We start from the raw sequence: 17825 nt of genomic DNA on the forward strand, positions 1-17825 counted from the left end.
GAATACGGGACAACCGAAAACCGAAGACGACTGCAAGTGCACTGATGTCACGCGCGCCATGTGTCCAAGGAGGGCATGTGGCGTGCGTGGTGAGGAGAGTCTTTTGAGCCACCCGCACCCTGAACTCGGTCCGCCGCCGAAGCTCCCCAAGGGCGGCCTGCGCGTCACCCCGCTCGGCGGCCTTGGCGAGATCGGCCGCAACATGACGGTCTTCGAATACGACGGCCGTCTGCTGATCGTCGACTGCGGAGTGCTCTTCCCCGAGGAGGAGCAGCCCGGAGTCGACCTGATCCTGCCCGACTTCAGCTCCATCCGTGACCGCCTCGACGACATCGAGGGCATCGTGCTCACGCACGGTCACGAGGACCACATCGGCGGCGTCCCCTTCCTGCTCCGCGAGAAGCCGGACATCCCGCTGATCGGTTCCAAGCTGACCCTCGCGCTGATCGAGGCCAAGCTCCAGGAACACCGCATCCGCCCCTACACCCTCGAGGTCGTCGAGGGTCACCGCGAGCGGATCGGCCCCTTCGACTGCGAGTTCATCGCGGTCAACCACTCCATCCCGGACGCGCTGGCCGTCGCCATCCGCACCCCCGCCGGCATGGTCGTGCACACCGGCGACTTCAAGATGGACCAGCTCCCGCTGGACCGCCGCCTCACCGACCTGCCGGCCTTCGCCAAGCTGGGCGAGGAGGGCATCGACCTGCTGCTGGTGGACTCCACCAACGCCGAGGTCCCCGGCTTCGTCCCGCCGGAGCGCGACATCTCCGGCGTGCTGCGCCAGGTCTTCGCGGGCGCGCAGAAGCGCATCATCGTGGCGTCCTTCGCCAGCCATGTGCACCGCATCCAGCAGATCCTGGACGCCGCGCACGAGTACGGCCGGCGGGTGGCCTTCGTCGGCCGCTCGATGGTCCGCAACATGGGCATCGCCCGCGACCTGGGCTACCTGCGCGTCCCGGCCGGCCTCGTCGTGGACGTGAAGACGCTGGACGACCTGCCGGACGAAGAGGTCGTGCTGGTCTGCACGGGTTCCCAGGGCGAGCCGATGGCGGCCCTGTCCCGCATGGCCAACCGCGACCACCAGATCCGCATCGTCCAGGGCGACACGGTCATCCTGGCCTCGTCCCTCATCCCGGGCAACGAGAACGCGGTCTACCGCGTGATCAACGGCCTGACCCGGTGGGGCGCCAACGTCGTGCACAAGGGCAACGCCCGCGTGCACGTCTCGGGCCACGCGTCGGCCGGCGAGCTGCTGTACTTCTACAACATCTGCAAGCCGAAGAACCTGATGCCGGTGCACGGCGAGTGGCGCCACCTGCGGGCCAACGCCGAGCTGGGCGCGCTGACGGGCATCCCGAAGGACCACATCGTGATCGCCGAGGACGGCGTCGTGGTGGACCTCGTGGACGGCCGGGCGAAGATCGTCGGCAAGGTCCAGGCGGGCTACGTGTACGTGGACGGCCTCTCGGTCGGCGACGTCACCGAGGCCTCGCTGAAGGACCGCCGCATCCTCGGAGACGAGGGCATCATCTCGGTCTTCGTGGTCGTCGACAGCACGACCGGCAAGGTCGTCAGCGGTCCGCAGGTCCAGGCTCGGGGCTCCGGCATCGACGACGCGTCGTTCTCGGCCGTGCTCCCGAAGATCGAGGAGGCCATCGCGAAGGCCGCCGCCGACGGTGTCGCCGAGCCCCACCAGCTCCAGCAGCTGGTCCGCCGCTCGGTGGGCAAGTGGGTGTCCGACAGCTACCGCCGGCGCCCGATGATCCTCCCTGTGGTCGTCGAGGTCTGACGCCCCGTCAACGTACGGACGGCCGCCCCGGCCTCGATTTGCATCCGGGTGCGGCCGTCCAGTACGTTTACGGCTCCACCGCGACGGGAACGGCAAGCGCGCAGCGCGAGACCGTCTCTCGGAAGCGAATGGAAATCCGACTCGGATAAGTCACCCAGACAAGTCTGATAAAGTCGGGAAGCCCCCGCCAACGGGGACCGGAAATCGAATTCCAGACCGGAAACGGAACGGAAAACGGATCTGGTAAGGTTGGAAACAACGAAGGGAAGCGCCCGGAGGAAAGCCCGAGAGGGTGAGTACAAAGGAAGCGTCCGTTCCTTGAGAACTCAACAGCGTGCCAAAAGTCAACGCCAGATATGTTGACACCCCGTCCATCTCGATGGATGAGGTTCCTTTAAAAGTCCTGCCGGGTCCGTATGGATCGGGTAGGCACACACAGCGAGGACGCTGTGAACGACCGGGCTTATTCCGCCTGGTTGTTCCGCTCTCGTGGTGTCGACCCGATTACGGGTAAACATTCACGGAGAGTTTGATCCTGGCTCAGGACGAACGCTGGCGGCGTGCTTAACACATGCAAGTCGAACGATGAAGCCCTTCGGGGTGGATTAGTGGCGAACGGGTGAGTAACACGTGGGCAATCTGCCCTGCACTCTGGGACAAGCCCTGGAAACGGGGTCTAATACCGGATACGACCGCTGACCGCATGGTTGGTGGTGGAAAGCTCCGGCGGTGCAGGATGAGCCCGCGGCCTATCAGCTTGTTGGTGGGGTGATGGCCTACCAAGGCGACGACGGGTAGCCGGCCTGAGAGGGCGACCGGCCACACTGGGACTGAGACACGGCCCAGACTCCTACGGGAGGCAGCAGTGGGGAATATTGCACAATGGGCGAAAGCCTGATGCAGCGACGCCGCGTGAGGGATGACGGCCTTCGGGTTGTAAACCTCTTTCAGCAGGGAAGAAGCGAAAGTGACGGTACCTGCAGAAGAAGCGCCGGCTAACTACGTGCCAGCAGCCGCGGTAATACGTAGGGCGCAAGCGTTGTCCGGAATTATTGGGCGTAAAGAGCTCGTAGGCGGCTTGTTGCGTCGGATGTGAAAGCCCGGGGCTTAACCCCGGGTCTGCATTCGATACGGGCAGGCTAGAGTTCGGTAGGGGAGATCGGAATTCCTGGTGTAGCGGTGAAATGCGCAGATATCAGGAGGAACACCGGTGGCGAAGGCGGATCTCTGGGCCGATACTGACGCTGAGGAGCGAAAGCGTGGGGAGCGAACAGGATTAGATACCCTGGTAGTCCACGCCGTAAACGTTGGGAACTAGGTGTGGGCGACATTCCACGTCGTCCGTGCCGCAGCTAACGCATTAAGTTCCCCGCCTGGGGAGTACGGCCGCAAGGCTAAAACTCAAAGGAATTGACGGGGGCCCGCACAAGCAGCGGAGCATGTGGCTTAATTCGACGCAACGCGAAGAACCTTACCAAGGCTTGACATACACCGGAAACGGCCAGAGATGGTCGCCCCCTTGTGGTCGGTGTACAGGTGGTGCATGGCTGTCGTCAGCTCGTGTCGTGAGATGTTGGGTTAAGTCCCGCAACGAGCGCAACCCTTGTTCTGTGTTGCCAGCATGCCCTTCGGGGTGATGGGGACTCACAGGAGACTGCCGGGGTCAACTCGGAGGAAGGTGGGGACGACGTCAAGTCATCATGCCCCTTATGTCTTGGGCTGCACACGTGCTACAATGGCCGGTACAATGAGCTGCGATACCGCGAGGTGGAGCGAATCTCAAAAAGCCGGTCTCAGTTCGGATTGGGGTCTGCAACTCGACCCCATGAAGTTGGAGTTGCTAGTAATCGCAGATCAGCATTGCTGCGGTGAATACGTTCCCGGGCCTTGTACACACCGCCCGTCACGTCACGAAAGTCGGTAACACCCGAAGCCGGTGGCCCAACCCTTGTGGAGGGAGCCGTCGAAGGTGGGACTGGCGATTGGGACGAAGTCGTAACAAGGTAGCCGTACCGGAAGGTGCGGCTGGATCACCTCCTTTCTAAGGAGCACATAGCCGACTGCAAGCGAATGTCTTGCACGGTTGCTCATGGGTGGAACGTTGACTATTCGGCACAGTTCTTGAGGGTTCACTAGTACTGCTTCGGCGTGGAACGTGAAATTTCTGAGGGGCTGGGTCGGGCACGCTGTTGGGTATCTGAGGGTACGGAACGTAAGTTTCGAACCTTCGCGATGCCGGCCCCAGTGCACTCACTGCTTCGGTGGTGGGGTGATGGGTGGCTGGTCGTTGCTTGAGAACTGCACAGTGGACGCGAGCATCTGTGGCCAAGTTTTTAAGGGCGCACGGTGGATGCCTTGGCACCAGGAACCGATGAAGGACGTGGGAGGCCACGATAGGCCCCGGGGAGCTGTCAACCGAGCTTTGATCCGGGGGTGTCCGAATGGGGAAACCCGGCAGTCGTCATGGGCTGTCACCCGCTGCTGAACACATAGGCAGTGTGGAGGGAACGCGGGGAAGTGAAACATCTCAGTACCCGCAGGAAGAGAAAACAACCGTGATTCCGGGAGTAGTGGCGAGCGAAACCGGATGAGGCCAAACCGTATGTGTGTGATACCCGGCAGGGGTTGCGCATGCGGGGTTGTGGGATCTCTTTTTCATAGTCTGCCGGCTGTGAGACGAGTCAGAAACCGTTGATGTAGGCGAAGGACATGCGAAAGGTCCGGCGTAGAGGGTAAGACCCCCGTAGCTGAAACATTGACGGCTCGTTTAAGAGACACCCAAGTAGCACGGGGCCCGAGAAATCCCGTGTGAATCTGGCGGGACCACCCGCTAAGCCTAAATATTCCCTGGTGACCGATAGCGGATAGTACCGTGAGGGAATGGTGAAAAGTACCGCGGGAGCGGAGTGAAATAGTACCTGAAACCGTGTGCCTACAAGCCGTGGGAGCGTCGCGCATCGAGCTTGCTCGGTGCGTCGTGACTGCGTGCCTTTTGAAGAATGAGCCTGCGAGTTTGCGGTATGTTGCGAGGTTAACCCGTGTGGGGAAGCCGTAGCGAAAGCGAGTCCGAATAGGGCGTTTGAGTAGCGTGCCCAAGACCCGAAGCGGAGTGATCTAGCCATGGGCAGGTTGAAGCGGAGGTAAGACTTCGTGGAGGACCGAACCCACCAGGGTTGAAAACCTGGGGGATGACCTGTGGTTAGGGGTGAAAGGCCAATCAAACTCCGTGATAGCTGGTTCTCCCCGAAATGCATTTAGGTGCAGCGTCGTGTGTTTCTTGCCGGAGGTAGAGCACTGGATAGGCGATGGGCCCTACCGGGTTACTGACCTTAGCCAAACTCCGAATGCCGGTAAGTGAGAGCGCGGCAGTGAGACTGTGGGGGATAAGCTCCATGGTCGAGAGGGAAACAGCCCAGAGCATCGACTAAGGCCCCTAAGCGTACGCTAAGTGGGAAAGGATGTGGAGTCGCAGAGACAACCAGGAGGTTGGCTTAGAAGCAGCCACCCTTGAAAGAGTGCGTAATAGCTCACTGGTCAAGTGATTCCGCGCCGACAATGTAGCGGGGCTCAAGCGTACCGCCGAAGTCGTGTCATTGCAGTATGTACCCCCAACGGGGACTGTGATGGGTAGGGGAGCGTCGTGTGCCGGGTGAAGCAGCCGCGGAAGCGAGTTGTGGACGGTTCACGAGTGAGAATGCAGGCATGAGTAGCGATACACACGTGAGAAACGTGTGCGCCGATTGACTAAGGGTTCCTGGGTCAAGCTGATCTGCCCAGGGTAAGTCGGGACCTAAGGCGAGGCCGACAGGCGTAGTCGATGGACAACCGGTTGATATTCCGGTACCCGCTTTGAAACGCCCAATATCGAATCAGGCGATGCTAAGTCCGTGAAGCCGCCCTGGAGTCTTCGGACAAAGGGGAGTGGTGGAGCCGACGAACCAGACTTGTAGTAGGTAAGCGATGGGGTGACGCAGGAAGGTAGTCCAGCCCGGGCGGTGGTAGTCCCGGGGTAAGGGTGTAGGCCGTGTGATAGGCAAATCCGTCACACATTAAGGCTGAGACCTGATGCCGAGCCGATTGTGGTGAAGTGGATGATCCTATGCTGTCGAGAAAAGCCTCTAGCGAGTTTCATGGCGGCCCGTACCCTAAACCGACTCAGGTGGTCAGGTAGAGAATACCGAGGCGTTCGGGTGAACTATGGTTAAGGAACTCGGCAAAATGCCCCCGTAACTTCGGGAGAAGGGGGGCCATGTCTGGTGAGGGAACTTGCTTCCTGAGCTGGGTGTGGCCGCAGAGACCAGCGAGAAGCGACTGTTTACTAAAAACACAGGTCCGTGCGAAGCCGTAAGGCGATGTATACGGACTGACGCCTGCCCGGTGCTGGAACGTTAAGGGGACCGGTTAGCTCCATTTCGGTGGGGCGAAGCTGAGAACTTAAGCGCCAGTAAACGGCGGTGGTAACTATAACCATCCTAAGGTAGCGAAATTCCTTGTCGGGTAAGTTCCGACCTGCACGAATGGCGTAACGACTTCTCGACTGTCTCAACCATAGGCCCGGTGAAATTGCACTACGAGTAAAGATGCTCGTTTCGCGCAGCAGGACGGAAAGACCCCGGGACCTTTACTATAGCTTGATATTGGTGTTCGGTTCGGCTTGTGTAGGATAGGTGGGAGACTGTGAAGCATGCACGCCAGTGTGTGTGGAGTCGTCGTTGAAATACCACTCTGGTCGTGCTGGATGTCTAACCTGGGTCCTTGATCCGGATCAGGGACAGTGTCTGGTGGGTAGTTTAACTGGGGCGGTTGCCTCCTAAAGGGTAACGGAGGCGCCCAAAGGTTCCCTCAGCCTGGTTGGCAATCAGGTGTTGAGTGTAAGTGCACAAGGGAGCTTGACTGTGAGACCGACGGGTCGAGCAGGGACGAAAGTCGGGACTAGTGATCCGGCGGTGGCTTGTGGAAGCGCCGTCGCTCAACGGATAAAAGGTACCCCGGGGATAACAGGCTGATCTTCCCCAAGAGTCCATATCGACGGGATGGTTTGGCACCTCGATGTCGGCTCGTCGCATCCTGGGGCTGGAGTCGGTCCCAAGGGTTGGGCTGTTCGCCCATTAAAGCGGTACGCGAGCTGGGTTTAGAACGTCGTGAGACAGTTCGGTCCCTATCCGCTGTGCGCGTAGGAGTCTTGAGAAGGGCTGTCCCTAGTACGAGAGGACCGGGACGGACGAACCTCTGGTGTGCCAGTTGTCCTGCCAAGGGCATGGCTGGTTGGCTACGTTCGGGAGGGATAACCGCTGAAAGCATCTAAGCGGGAAGCCTGCTTCGAGATGAGGACTCCCACCCACTTGATGGGGTAAGGCTCCCAGTAGACGACTGGGTTGATAGGCCAGGTGTGGAAGACCGGTAACGGTTGGAGCTGACTGGTACTAATAGGCCGAGGGCTTGTCCTCAGTTGCTCGCGTCCACTGTGTAGGTTCTGAAGTAACGACCTGTGATTTTGCCGGGTTGGTTAACTTCATAGTGTTTCGGTGGTCATAGCGTTAGGGAAACGCCCGGTTACATTCCGAACCCGGAAGCTAAGCCTTTCAGCGCCGATGGTACTGCAGGGGGGACCCTGTGGGAGAGTAGGACGCCGCCGAACAATTATTCAAAAAAAGCTCTGACGTATGGATTTCGGTTCATGCGTCAGAGCTTTTTTGTTTTTGTGATGCGCCGCGGCCGGTCACGTCGTGTTCACGTCCTCCGGGAATCATCCGCGGCATGGGGACACAGGAGAAGCTGGCAGCGGCAGGGGTGGGACCCGGCGACGAGGTCATCGTGCCGTCGTACGGCCCCTCCGAGCCCGCCGAGGCGGTACGGAACGCAGGGGCCCTGCCCGTCTTCGCGGACATCGACCCCGTCACCTTCTGTCTCGACCCGGCCTCCGTCGCCGACGCCGTCAGCCGGCGGACCGCCGCCATCGTGCCCGTACACCTCTTCGGGCACCTCGCCGACCTGGCGGCCCTCCAGTCCCTCGCGTGCCGTGACGGGCTGCTTCTCGTCGCGCCCGACGCGCCGGAGGAGGGAACCGGTGGGACGGCCGGCTCCGCCGTCGACTCCCGCCGGGCCAACGCCGCTTTCCTCGGCGCCCGCCTCACCGGTGTGGTGACCCCGAGCGCCGCCCCCGGCGTGCGGCACCGCTACGAGTCCTACGTCGTCCGCGTGCCCGGCAACGGCCGGCCCGACCGGGACGCCTTCGCCCGTGCGCTGCGCGCCCGCGGCATCCACTGCCGCGTGCCCGTACAGACGCCCGTTCACCGGATGCCGCTGTTCCGGCAGGAGTTGTGGCTGACCGAGACCGAACGGGCCGCCGACGAATGCCTCGCCCTTCCCGTCGACGCGGGGATGTCACGACGTGAGCTGCATCGGGTGGTGTCGGCGTGCAACGCCCTGGGCGGGCTCATGCCCGTCACCGCCGCCTGACGGTCAGAAGCACGTACGAACATCGGGTATGCTTTATCTCGTTGCCGGCCCCAATAGCTCAGTCGGCAGAGCGTCTCCATGGTAAGGAGAAGGTCAACGGTTCGATTCCGTTTTGGGGCTCTCCAAGAGAAGGGCCCCCGCCGTACGGCGGGGGCCCTTCTCGTATGTTCCGGCCTCTCCGGCCCCTGACGTCAGTCCTCCTGACGCTCCGGCACCCGCATGGCCAGGATGGCCATGTCGTCGGAGGCGGGCTCCGCAGCGAAACGTTCGACCGCACGCAGGACCCGGGCCGCGACCGCGCCGGCCGTGAGGCCGGTGCAGGTCGTCAGCACGTCCGCCAGGCCGTCGTCGCCCAGCATGCGTGCGCCCTCACGCCGTTCGGTGACGCCGTCCGTGACGCACAGGAGCACGTCACCCGGGTCCAGGGTGACCGTCTGCTCGTACAGCTCCAGGTCGTCCATGACGCCCAGCAGCGGCTGCGGCTCGGCCGCCGGCTCCACCGTGCCGTCCTGCCGCAGGCGCAGCGGCAGGGGATGGCCGGCGCAGACGACCTTGAGGAGCGCGCTGCCGTCCACCTGCGGCCACAGCTCGCCGTAGAGCAGCGTGAGGAAGCGGCTGCGGGCCCCCTCGTCCAGGATGGCCGCGTTGAGCCGCTCCAGCACCGCGGGGCCGCCGAAGCCCTCGCGGGCCAGCAGACGCAGCGCGTGGCGGGCCAGGCCGGTGACGGCCGCGGCCTCCGGGCCCGTGCCGCAGACGTCGCCGATCGCGAAGCCGTAGGCGCCGTCGCGGATGGGGAAGAGGTCGTAGAAGTCGCCGCCCACCTCGTTGCCCTCGCCTGCCGCGCGGTAGATGACCTCGACCTCCACGCCCGGGACGTCCGGCAGCTCCGGCGGGAGGAGGCTGCGCTGGAGGCTCTGACTGATGGCGGTGCGCTCGCTGTAGAGACGGGCGTTGTCGAGGGCGAGGGCCGCCCGGCGGGAGAGGTCCTCGGCGAGTTCGAGGATCTCCTGGCGGAAGTGGTCGTCGGTGGGCTTGCCGAGGGTGAGCATGCCGATGACGCGGTTGCGGGCCACCAGCGGCAGGACGACCGTCTCGCCGCCGACGGCGGCCGCTGTGGCCAGGGAGGCGCCCGGGCCGGGGGTGTGGTCCGGGGCGTCGGCGAGGCCGAGGGTGCGCAGCGAGGTGCGCAGGGCGGCGGAGTGGGCGGCCTCGGAGGGGGCGGGCCACACCCGGGCGCCGGGGGTGGGGACCGGGTCCGGCGGGGCGATCTTGGACAGCAGGGCCTTGAGGCCGTCGATGCGGTCCTCGTCCTCGTGGAGGACGTAGGACAGCTCGGGCTCCGAGCTCTGGTCGGCGATCGTGTAGACCGCGCACCAGGTGGCCAGTGTGGGGACGGTCATCTGGGCCATGAGGGCGAGCGTCTGGTCGCGGTCGAGGGTGCCCGCGAGCAGGTCGGACGCCTCGACGAGGAAGGAGAGCGAGCCGCGGCGCAGGCGTTCCAGCTCGCCCAGGCGCGCGGACTCGACGGCGAGGGCGATGCGGTCGGCGGCGAACTGCAGCCGCAGCGCCTCCTCGTTGCCGTAGCGGCGGGGGGCTTCGGCCGCGACGCCGAGGGAGCCGGTGAGGCGGCCCTCGACCTTCAGCGGGACGGTGACGACCGAGCGCATGCCGGTGTCGGCGAGGAGGGGGACGGCTCCGGGCACGGCGCTGAGGTCGTCGTGGACGGCGGGCATCCGGGCGGAGCCGTAGCGGCCGGTGCCGGCCTCGACGGGGACGCGGGCGAAGCGCTGGCGGGCGGAGGGCAGGCCCGTGGAGGCGCGGACCTCCAGTTCGGTCTCGTCGTCGGTGGCGAGCAGCAGGTAGGCGGAGTCGCCGTCGAGCATGTCGCGGGCGCGCTCGACCGTGCGCTGGAGGAGGCCGTCGAGGTCGTCGGGGGCGGGGGAGCCGATGAAGACCTCGAAGGGGTCCGTCGCCCCTCCCCGGTCGTTGCCGGACGCGTCGGTGGCGCCGGAGCGGACGGGGCTCTGCAGGACGGCGCGCTCCTCGTCCCGTACGAGCAGGCAGACGGTGGAGGGGGCGCCGGTGTTGTCGCGGACGCGCAGGTGCGAGGCGTAGACAGGGACGACGCGGCCGTCGGCGCCCCTTATGCCGTAGGAGCCCTCCCAGCGGGAGAGGCGCAGGGCCTCGGCGATGCCGGTGGAGGTGCCGGGGGTGTGGGGCCAGGCCGCGAGGTCGGCGAGGGGCTTGCCCGTGATCTGGTCGGCGCTGAAGCCGAAGAGCTCCTGGGCGTCGTCGTTCCAGGCGGCGATGGTTCCGCCGCGGTCGATCTGGATGACGGCGACGCGGACGCGGGTGTCGGCCAGCGGCAGGGCCTCGGCCGGGAGCGCGGGGCCCGCCGAGCGGGTGCCCGCGGGCCGGTCGGGCAGGTCGAGGCGGAACCAGACGGTCTTGTGGGTGGAGCTGTACTCCACGCCCCAGCGGCCGGCCAGGGCGGCGCACAGCAGGAGGCCGCGGCCGCCCTCGCGGTCGAGGCTGCCGAAGCGGCCTGCCGGGTTCTGGACCGGAAGTTCACGTTCGGGGTAACGGTCGGAGACCTCGACCCGTACGCCGGCGTTCATACGTGCGCATACGACCTCGGCGGAGGTGCCGGCGTGGACGACGGCGTTGGTGACCAGCTCGCTGGTGAGGACGACGGCGTCGTCGATGACGTCGGGGAAGCCCCAGCCCTGGAGGGTGTCCCGGACGAAGGCCCGGGCGGCGGCGACCGAGCGTCCGACCGGCTCGAAGGTGGCGGCAGCCCGCGCGGTGATCACAGGTCTCCTCGTGTGCGTCTCGGCGATCTGCTCACCCATGTGCAGCGCCCCTCCATTGCCTGGCCGGATGCCAGGTTACTTACCTCCGCCGGGTGCGCGGATGCCGGTGCACAGGGATTCCACACTTGGGGGTGCCGGCGGACCGTGTGCGATGCTGCCGACTGTTATGGCCTGGTTGGGCCGGGGTGAAACACTGGGAAAGCTCGAAGCGGAAGCCCGACGAGGATGATCGACCCTGCGGGAGGGACACGGTGGAGTCTGGCGCGGCGGCGCGGGGCGTGAGCACGCGCGCGAAGGGCGGACGGTCCCGGCCCAATGGGACGACGGAGGTGGACGCCGCGGCCCTCAACCGGCTGCGGTCCGCCCTGGAGGCGATGCGGGACGGGAACTTCCGCAAGCGGCTGACGGTCTCCGGCGACGGGGTCATGGCCGAGATCGCGGCCGTCTTCAACGAGGTGGCGGACCGCAACCTCCAGCTCACCGGCGAGCTGGCGCGGGTGCGCCGGGTGGTCGGACGTGAGGGAAAACTCACGGAGCGGCTGGAGGTGGGCGCCTGCGAGGGGGCCTGGGCCTCGGCGATCGACGCCTCGAACGCCCTGGTCGACGATCTGGTGCGGCCGGTCTCCGAGGTGGGCCGGGTGCTGTCCGCGGTCGCCGAGGGCGACCTGGAGCAGCGGATGGACCTGCGCTCCCAGGGGGCGGACGGCTCGGCGCATCCGCTGCGCGGGGAGTTCCTCAAGGTGGGGCGCACGGTCAACGGGCTGGTGGACCAGCTGTCGGCGTTCACCGACGAGGTGACGCGGGTGGCCAGCGAGGTCGGTACCGAGGGCAAGCTGGGCGGCCAGGCCCGGGTGCGCGGGATGTCGGGCTCCTGGAAGGACCTCACGGACTCGGTCAACACCATGGCGTCCCGGCTCACCGCCCAGGTGCGGGACATCGCTCTGGTGACCACGGCGGTGGCCAAGGGCGACCTCTCCCGGAAGGTCACCGTCCATGTGGCCGGGGAGATGCTGGAGCTGAAGAACACCGTCAACACGATGGTGGACCAGCTCTCCTCCTTCGCCTCCGAGGTCACGAGGGTGGCGCGGGAGGTCGGTACCGAGGGCGAGCTCGGCGGTCAGGCGCAGGTGCCGGGAGTGGCGGGCGTCTGGAAGGACCTCACCGACTCGGTCAACCTCATGGCCGGCAATCTGACGGCCCAGGTGCGCGGCATCGCGCAGGTCACGACGGCGGTCGCCAACGGCGACCTGTCGCAGAAGGTCACCGTGAGCGCGCGCGGCGAGGTCGCGCAGTTGGCGGAGACGATCAACCAGATGACCGAGACGCTGCGCACCTTCGCCGACGAGGTGACGCGCGTGGCCAGTGAGGTCGGTGCCGAGGGCCGGCTGGGTGGTCAGGCGCAGGTGCCGGGTGCGGCGGGTACGTGGAAGGACCTCACCGATTCGGTGAACACCGCCTTCCGGAACCTCACCGGCCAGGTCCGGGACATCGCCCAGGTGACGACCGCGGTCGCCAACGGCGATCTGGGGCAGAAGGTCACGGTCGACGTCTCCGGCGAGATGCTGGAGCTGAAGAACACCGTCAACGGCATGGTGGACCAGCTCCAGTCGTTCGGCGCCGAGGTGACGCGGGTCGCGCGTGAGATCGGTGTCGAGGGCGAGCTGGGCGGTCAGGCGCAGGTGCCGGGTGCGGCGGGTACGTGGAAGGACCTCACCGATTCGGTGAACACCGCCTTCCGGAACCTCACCGGCCAGGTGCGCAACATCGCCCAGGTGACGACCGCGGTCGCCAACGGCGACCTCTCGCAGAAGGTCACGGTCGACGTCTCCGGCGAGATGCTCCAGCTGAAGAACACCGTGAACACCATGGTGGACCAGCTGTCCTCCTTCGCCGACCAGGTCACGCGGATGGCGCGGGACGTGGGCACGGAGGGCCGGCTCGGCGGTCAGGCCAGGGTGGACGGCGTCAGCGGCACCTGGAAGGAGCTGACCGACTCGGTCAACTTCATGGCCGGGAACCTCACTTCCCAGGTGCGGCAGATCGCCCAGGTGACCACGGCGGTGGCGCGCGGTGACCTGTCGCAGAAGATCGACGTGGACGCGCGCGGCGAGATCCTGGAGCTGAAGAACACCATCAACACGATGGTCGACCAGCTCTCGGCCTTCGCCGAGCAGGTGACGCGCGTCGCCCGCGAGGTCGGTACCGACGGCCGGCTCGGCGGTCAGGCGCAGGTGCCCGGAGTGGCGGGCGTCTGGCGCGACCTCACCGACTCGGTGAACGGCATGGCCGGCAACCTGACGGCCCAGGTCCGCAACATCGCGCAGGTCGCCACGGCGGTGGCGCGCGGTGACCTGTCGCAGAAGATCGACGTGGACGCGCGCGGCGAGATCCTGGAGCTCAAGAACACCCTCAACACGATGGTGGACCAGCTGTCCTCCTTCGCCGACCAGGTCACGCGCGTGGCCCGCGAGGTGGGCACCGAGGGCATCCTGGGCGGTCAGGCGGAGGTGCAGGGCGTCTCGGGCACCTGGAAGGACCTCACGCAGTCCGTCAACTTCATGGCCAACAACCTGACGTCGCAGGTGCGCAACATCGCCGAGGTGACCACGGCGGTGGCCAAGGGCGACCTCTCGAAGAAGATCACCGTCGACGCCAAGGGCGAGATCCTCGCCCTGGTCACCACCGTGAACACGATGGTCGACCAGCTGTCGGACTTCGCCGAGCAGGTGACGAGGGTGGCCCGTGAGGTGGGTACCGAGGGCCAGCTGGGTGGCCAGGCGCGGGTGCGGGACGTCACCGGCATCTGGAAGGACCTCACCGACAACGTCAACCTGATGGCCAACAACCTCACCAGCCAGGTGCGCAACATCTCGCAGGTGGCGGGTGCGGTCGCCAACGGCGACCTGACCAAGAAGATCACGGTGGAGGCCCGGGGCGAGGTCGCGCAGCTGGCCGACACGGTCAACACCATGGTGACCACGCTGTCGTCCTTCGCGGACGAGGTCACGCGCGTGGCCCGCGAGGTGGGCACCGACGGCATCCTGGGCGGCCAGGCGCGCGTACCGGGCGTCAGCGGCACCTGGAAGGACCTCACCGAGTCCGTGAACTCGATGGCGTCCAACCTCACCGGCCAGGTGCGCAACATCGCGATGGTGACCACCGCCATCGCCCAGGGCGACCTCACCAAGAAGATCGACATCGACGCGCGCGGTGAGATCCTCCAGCTGAAGACCACGATCAACACGATGGTCGACCAGCTCTCCTCCTTCGCCGACCAGGTGACCCGGGTCGCCCGCGAGGTGGGCACCGAGGGCCAGCTGGGCGGCCAGGCACGGGTGCGGGACGTGGACGGCACCTGGCGCGACCTGACGGAGTCGGTCAACGAGATGGCCGGCAACCTGACCCGTCAGGTGCGGGCCATCGCCGAGGTCGCCACGGCGGTGACCCGGGGCGACCTCAACCTCAAGATCGACGTGGACGCGGCCGGCGAGATCCTGGAGCTCCAGGACAACATCAACACGATGATCGCCAACCTCCGCGAGACCACGCTCGCCAACAAGGAACAGGACTGGCTCAAGGGCAACCTCGCCCGCATCTCCGGCCTGATGCAGGGCCGCAGGGACCTGGAGGACGTCGCTGGCCTGATCATGAGCGAGCTGACCCCGGTCGTCTCCGCCCAGCACGGCGCGTTCTTCCTGGCGATGCCGACGGAACCGCAGGACGGGGAGAGCGGCGAGGACGCGTACGAGCTGCGGATGCTCGGCTCGTACGGCTACTCGATGGGCTCGATGCCCACCTCCTTCCGGCCCGGCGAGTCGCTCATCGGCACGGCCGCCAAGGAGAAGCGCACGATCCTCGTGGAGAACGTGCCGCCGGGCTACCTGAAGATCGCCTCAGGGCTGGGCGAGGCGCCGCCGGCGCACGTCATCGTCCTGCCCGTGCTCTTCGAGGGACAGGTCCTCGGCGTCATCGAGCTGGCGTCCTTCCAGCCCTTCGCGCAGATCCAGAAGGATTTCCTCAACCAGATCGCCGAGATGATCGGCACGAGCGTCAACACCATCAGCGTCAACACCAAGACCGAGGTGCTGCTCAAGCAGTCCCAGGAGCTCACCGAGCAGCTGCGCGAGCGTTCGGCGGAGCTGGAGAACCGGCAGAAGGCGCTGGAGATCTCCAACGCCGAGCTGGAGGAGAAGTCCGAGCGCCTGGCGCGGCAGAACCGCGACATCGAGGTGAAGAACACCGAGATCGAAGAGGCCCGGCAGGTGCTCGAGGAGCGCGCCGAGCAGCTCGCGGTCTCGATGCGCTACAAGTCCGAGTTCCTGGCCAACATGTCGCACGAGCTGCGCACGCCGCTCAACTCGCTGCTCATCCTGGCCAAGCTGCTCGCCGACAACGCGGACGGCAACCTCTCCCCGAAGCAGGTCGAGTTCGCGGACACGATCCACGGCGCCGGCTCGGACCTGCTCCAGCTCATCAACGACATCCTCGACCTGTCGAAGGTCGAGGCGGGCAAGATGGACGTCAGCCCGACGCGGATCGCGCTGGTCCAGCTCGTCGACTACGTGGAGGCCACCTTCCGGCCGCTGACGGCGGAGAAGGGCCTGGACTTCTCGGTGCGGGTGTCGCCGGAGCTGCCGGCCACGCTGCACACCGACGAGCAGCGGCTGTTGCAGGTGCTGCGCAACCTGCTGTCCAACGCGGTCAAGTTCACGGACACCGGCGCCGTCGAGCTGGTCATCCGGCCGGCCGGCGCGGACGTGCCGGACAGCATCAGGGAGCAGCTGCTGGAGGCCGGTTCGCTGCGCGACGCGGATGCCGACCTGATCGCGTTCTCGGTCACCGACACCGGCATCGGCATCGCCCAGAGCAAGATGCGGGTCATCTTCGAGGCGTTCAAGCAGGCGGACGGCACGACCAGCCGCAAGTACGGCGGCACCGGCCTGGGACTGTCCATCAGCCGGGAGATCGCCCGGCTGCTCGGCGGCGAGATCGACGCGGCGAGCGAGCCCGGCCGCGGCTCGACCTTCACCCTCTACCTGCCGCTCAACCCCGGCGAGCTGCCCCCCCAGGGCTATCCGCAGGCCGGCGACGGCAGTGCCGCGCACCCGCAGGAGTCGTCCCCCGAGGCGGGCGGCGCGACCGAGGGTGACGTCTCGTCGGCCCGGCAGGCGGCCGGAATGTTCCTGCGCCGCCGGCGCGCCGCCCAGGCGGCCAGCCGCATGCCGGCCCTGCCCGGGCCGGGCCAGGGCGGGGAGATCGTGCCGGGCGCGCGGGCGGCCCTCGCGGCCTCCGGGCAGCACGAGCCGGGGACGGCGGAGCCGTACGCCGAGGCGGGGGACCACGTCCACGCCGGCTTCAGCGGGTCGTTCCAGGGCGAGAAGGTGCTGATCGTCGACGACGACATCCGCAACGTCTTCGCCCTCACCAGCGTGCTGGAGCAGCACGGCCTGTCGGTGCTCTACGCGGAGAACGGCCGCGAGGGGATCGAGGTGCTGGAGCAGCACGACGACGTCGTGGTGGTCCTGATGGACATCATGATGCCGGAGATGGACGGCTACGCCACGACGGCGGCGATCCGCCGGATGCCGCAGTTCGCCGGGCTGCCGATCATCGCGCTCACGGCGAAGGCGATGAAGGGCGACCGGGAGAAGAGCATCGATGCGGGAGCGTCCGACTATGTCACGAAACCGGTCGACACGGATCATCTTCTGACGGTGATGGAGCAGTGGATGCGCGCAGAGTGACGGAACCTCGTTGACTATTTGACGGTTTGCTGACTGAGTGTGGCCGAAGACGTGTGGGACCGCGGTATTCGGGGAACCTTCTGGTCCCCCACCGCGTTTCTGCTACGTGCACAGTGACATCGCGGTGACAGGGTGTGGCGACAGGCGGGGTGCGGCTACCATGACCGGCACAAGGACGGGCGGCGCAAGGGAGTCGTCCCCTGGGGCGGCGCCCGGTGCACTGCCGGGGCGAGGAGGACGGGCCATGGTGCAGAAGGCCAAGATCCTCCTGGTCGATGACCGGCCGGAAAATCTGCTGGCGCTGGAGGCGATCCTCTCGGCGCTCGATCAGACGCTGGTACGGGCATCGTCAGGGGAGGAAGCGCTCAAGGCGCTGCTGACGGACGACTTCGCGGTGATCCTGCTGGACGTTCAGATGCCCGGCATGGACGGTTTCGAGACCGCCGCGCACATCAAGCGGCGGGAACGGACCCGGGACATCCCGATCATCTTCCTCACCGCCATCAACCACGGCCCCCACCACACCTTCCGGGGCTACGCCGCCGGCGCGGTGGACTACATCTCCAAGCCCTTCGACCCGTGGGTGCTGCGCGCCAAGGTCTCGGTCTTCGTCGACCTGTACATGAAGAACTGCCAGCTCCGTGAGCAGGCCTCCCTGTTGCGGCTCCAGCTGGAGAGCGGCCAGAGCGGCCGCGGTGGCGCGATCGAGGCCCAGGAGCCCGCGGGCATCCTCGCGGAGCTGTCCGCGCGCCTGGCCGCCGTCGAGGAGCAGGCCGAGGCGCTCTCCAAACAGCTGGACGAGTCGGCCGACGCCGCCGCGGTGGCGACCGCCGCGCACCTGGAGCGGAAGCTGACCGGGCTGCGACGGGCGCTCGACGCGCTCGAGCCCGGGACGGGCGGGGCCGGAGCGCTGCCGGCCCAGGGCTGACCGCCCTTTGACGCCACGTCACCATTGTCACCGCTGCCTCGCGACACGAACGGGTGAACACCCGGCCGCACGTGTACCGAACGGCGGACAAC

5 protein-coding genes, 1 tRNA gene and 3 rRNA genes are annotated in these 17825 nt (G+C 66.3%); 8 read left to right on the forward strand and 1 reads right to left on the reverse strand.

Annotation, left to right across the window (positions count from 1 at the left end):
• Window positions 1-103 precede the first annotated feature (103 nt).
• The 6 genes from CYQ11_RS23260 (at window position 104) to CYQ11_RS23290 (ending at window position 8368) form a co-directional block, all read left to right on the forward strand.
• Window positions 104-1789 (forward strand): ribonuclease J, encoded by a 1686-nt coding sequence (locus CYQ11_RS23260; protein ID WP_099200912.1) that lies wholly within the window; start codon window positions 104-106, stop codon window positions 1787-1789.
• 517 nt (window positions 1790-2306) lie between these two features.
• Window positions 2307-3830: ribosomal RNA gene (locus CYQ11_RS23270) — 16S ribosomal RNA — on the forward strand.
• Between the two features lie 282 nt (window positions 3831-4112).
• A 23S ribosomal RNA gene (locus tag CYQ11_RS23275) occupies window positions 4113-7236 on the forward strand.
• A gap of 74 nt (window positions 7237-7310) precedes the next feature.
• Window positions 7311-7427 (forward strand): 5S ribosomal RNA (gene rrf / locus CYQ11_RS23280).
• Together the 16S, 23S and 5S rRNA genes form the textbook arrangement of a ribosomal RNA operon.
• A 119-nt stretch (window positions 7428-7546) precedes the next feature.
• A complete protein-coding gene (locus CYQ11_RS23285) occupies window positions 7547-8248 on the forward strand; it encodes a DegT/DnrJ/EryC1/StrS family aminotransferase (protein ID WP_099197772.1) in 702 nt (233 codons plus the stop codon).
• A gap of 47 nt (window positions 8249-8295) precedes the next feature.
• Window positions 8296-8368 (forward strand) — tRNA-Thr (locus tag CYQ11_RS23290).
• Between the two features lie 71 nt (window positions 8369-8439).
• On the opposite strand, the gene CYQ11_RS23295 is transcribed toward CYQ11_RS23290, so the two are convergent.
• The gene (locus CYQ11_RS23295) at window positions 8440-11100 is read right to left on the reverse strand and encodes a SpoIIE family protein phosphatase (RefSeq protein WP_099197773.1); all 2661 of its coding nucleotides are present in this window, start codon (window positions 11098-11100) and stop codon (window positions 8440-8442) included.
• Window positions 11101-11312: 212 nt separating this feature from the next.
• Between CYQ11_RS23295 and CYQ11_RS23300 the strand changes: the two genes are divergently transcribed.
• Window positions 11313-16805 carry a HAMP domain-containing protein gene (locus CYQ11_RS23300; protein WP_099202242.1) on the forward strand — a complete coding sequence of 1831 codons (5493 nt, stop codon included), beginning with the start codon at window positions 11313-11315 and terminating at the stop codon, window positions 16803-16805.
• A 244-nt stretch (window positions 16806-17049) separates the two neighbouring features.
• Window positions 17050-17733, forward strand: a complete 684-nt coding sequence (locus CYQ11_RS23305; RefSeq protein WP_099202244.1) for a response regulator — start codon at window positions 17050-17052, stop codon at window positions 17731-17733.
• The last annotated feature ends 92 nt before the right edge of the window (window positions 17734-17825 follow it).

Origin of the sequence: Streptomyces cinnamoneus, from assembly GCF_002939475.1 — a bacterium.
GTDB lineage: Bacteria > Actinomycetota > Actinomycetes > Streptomycetales > Streptomycetaceae > Streptomyces > Streptomyces cinnamoneus_A.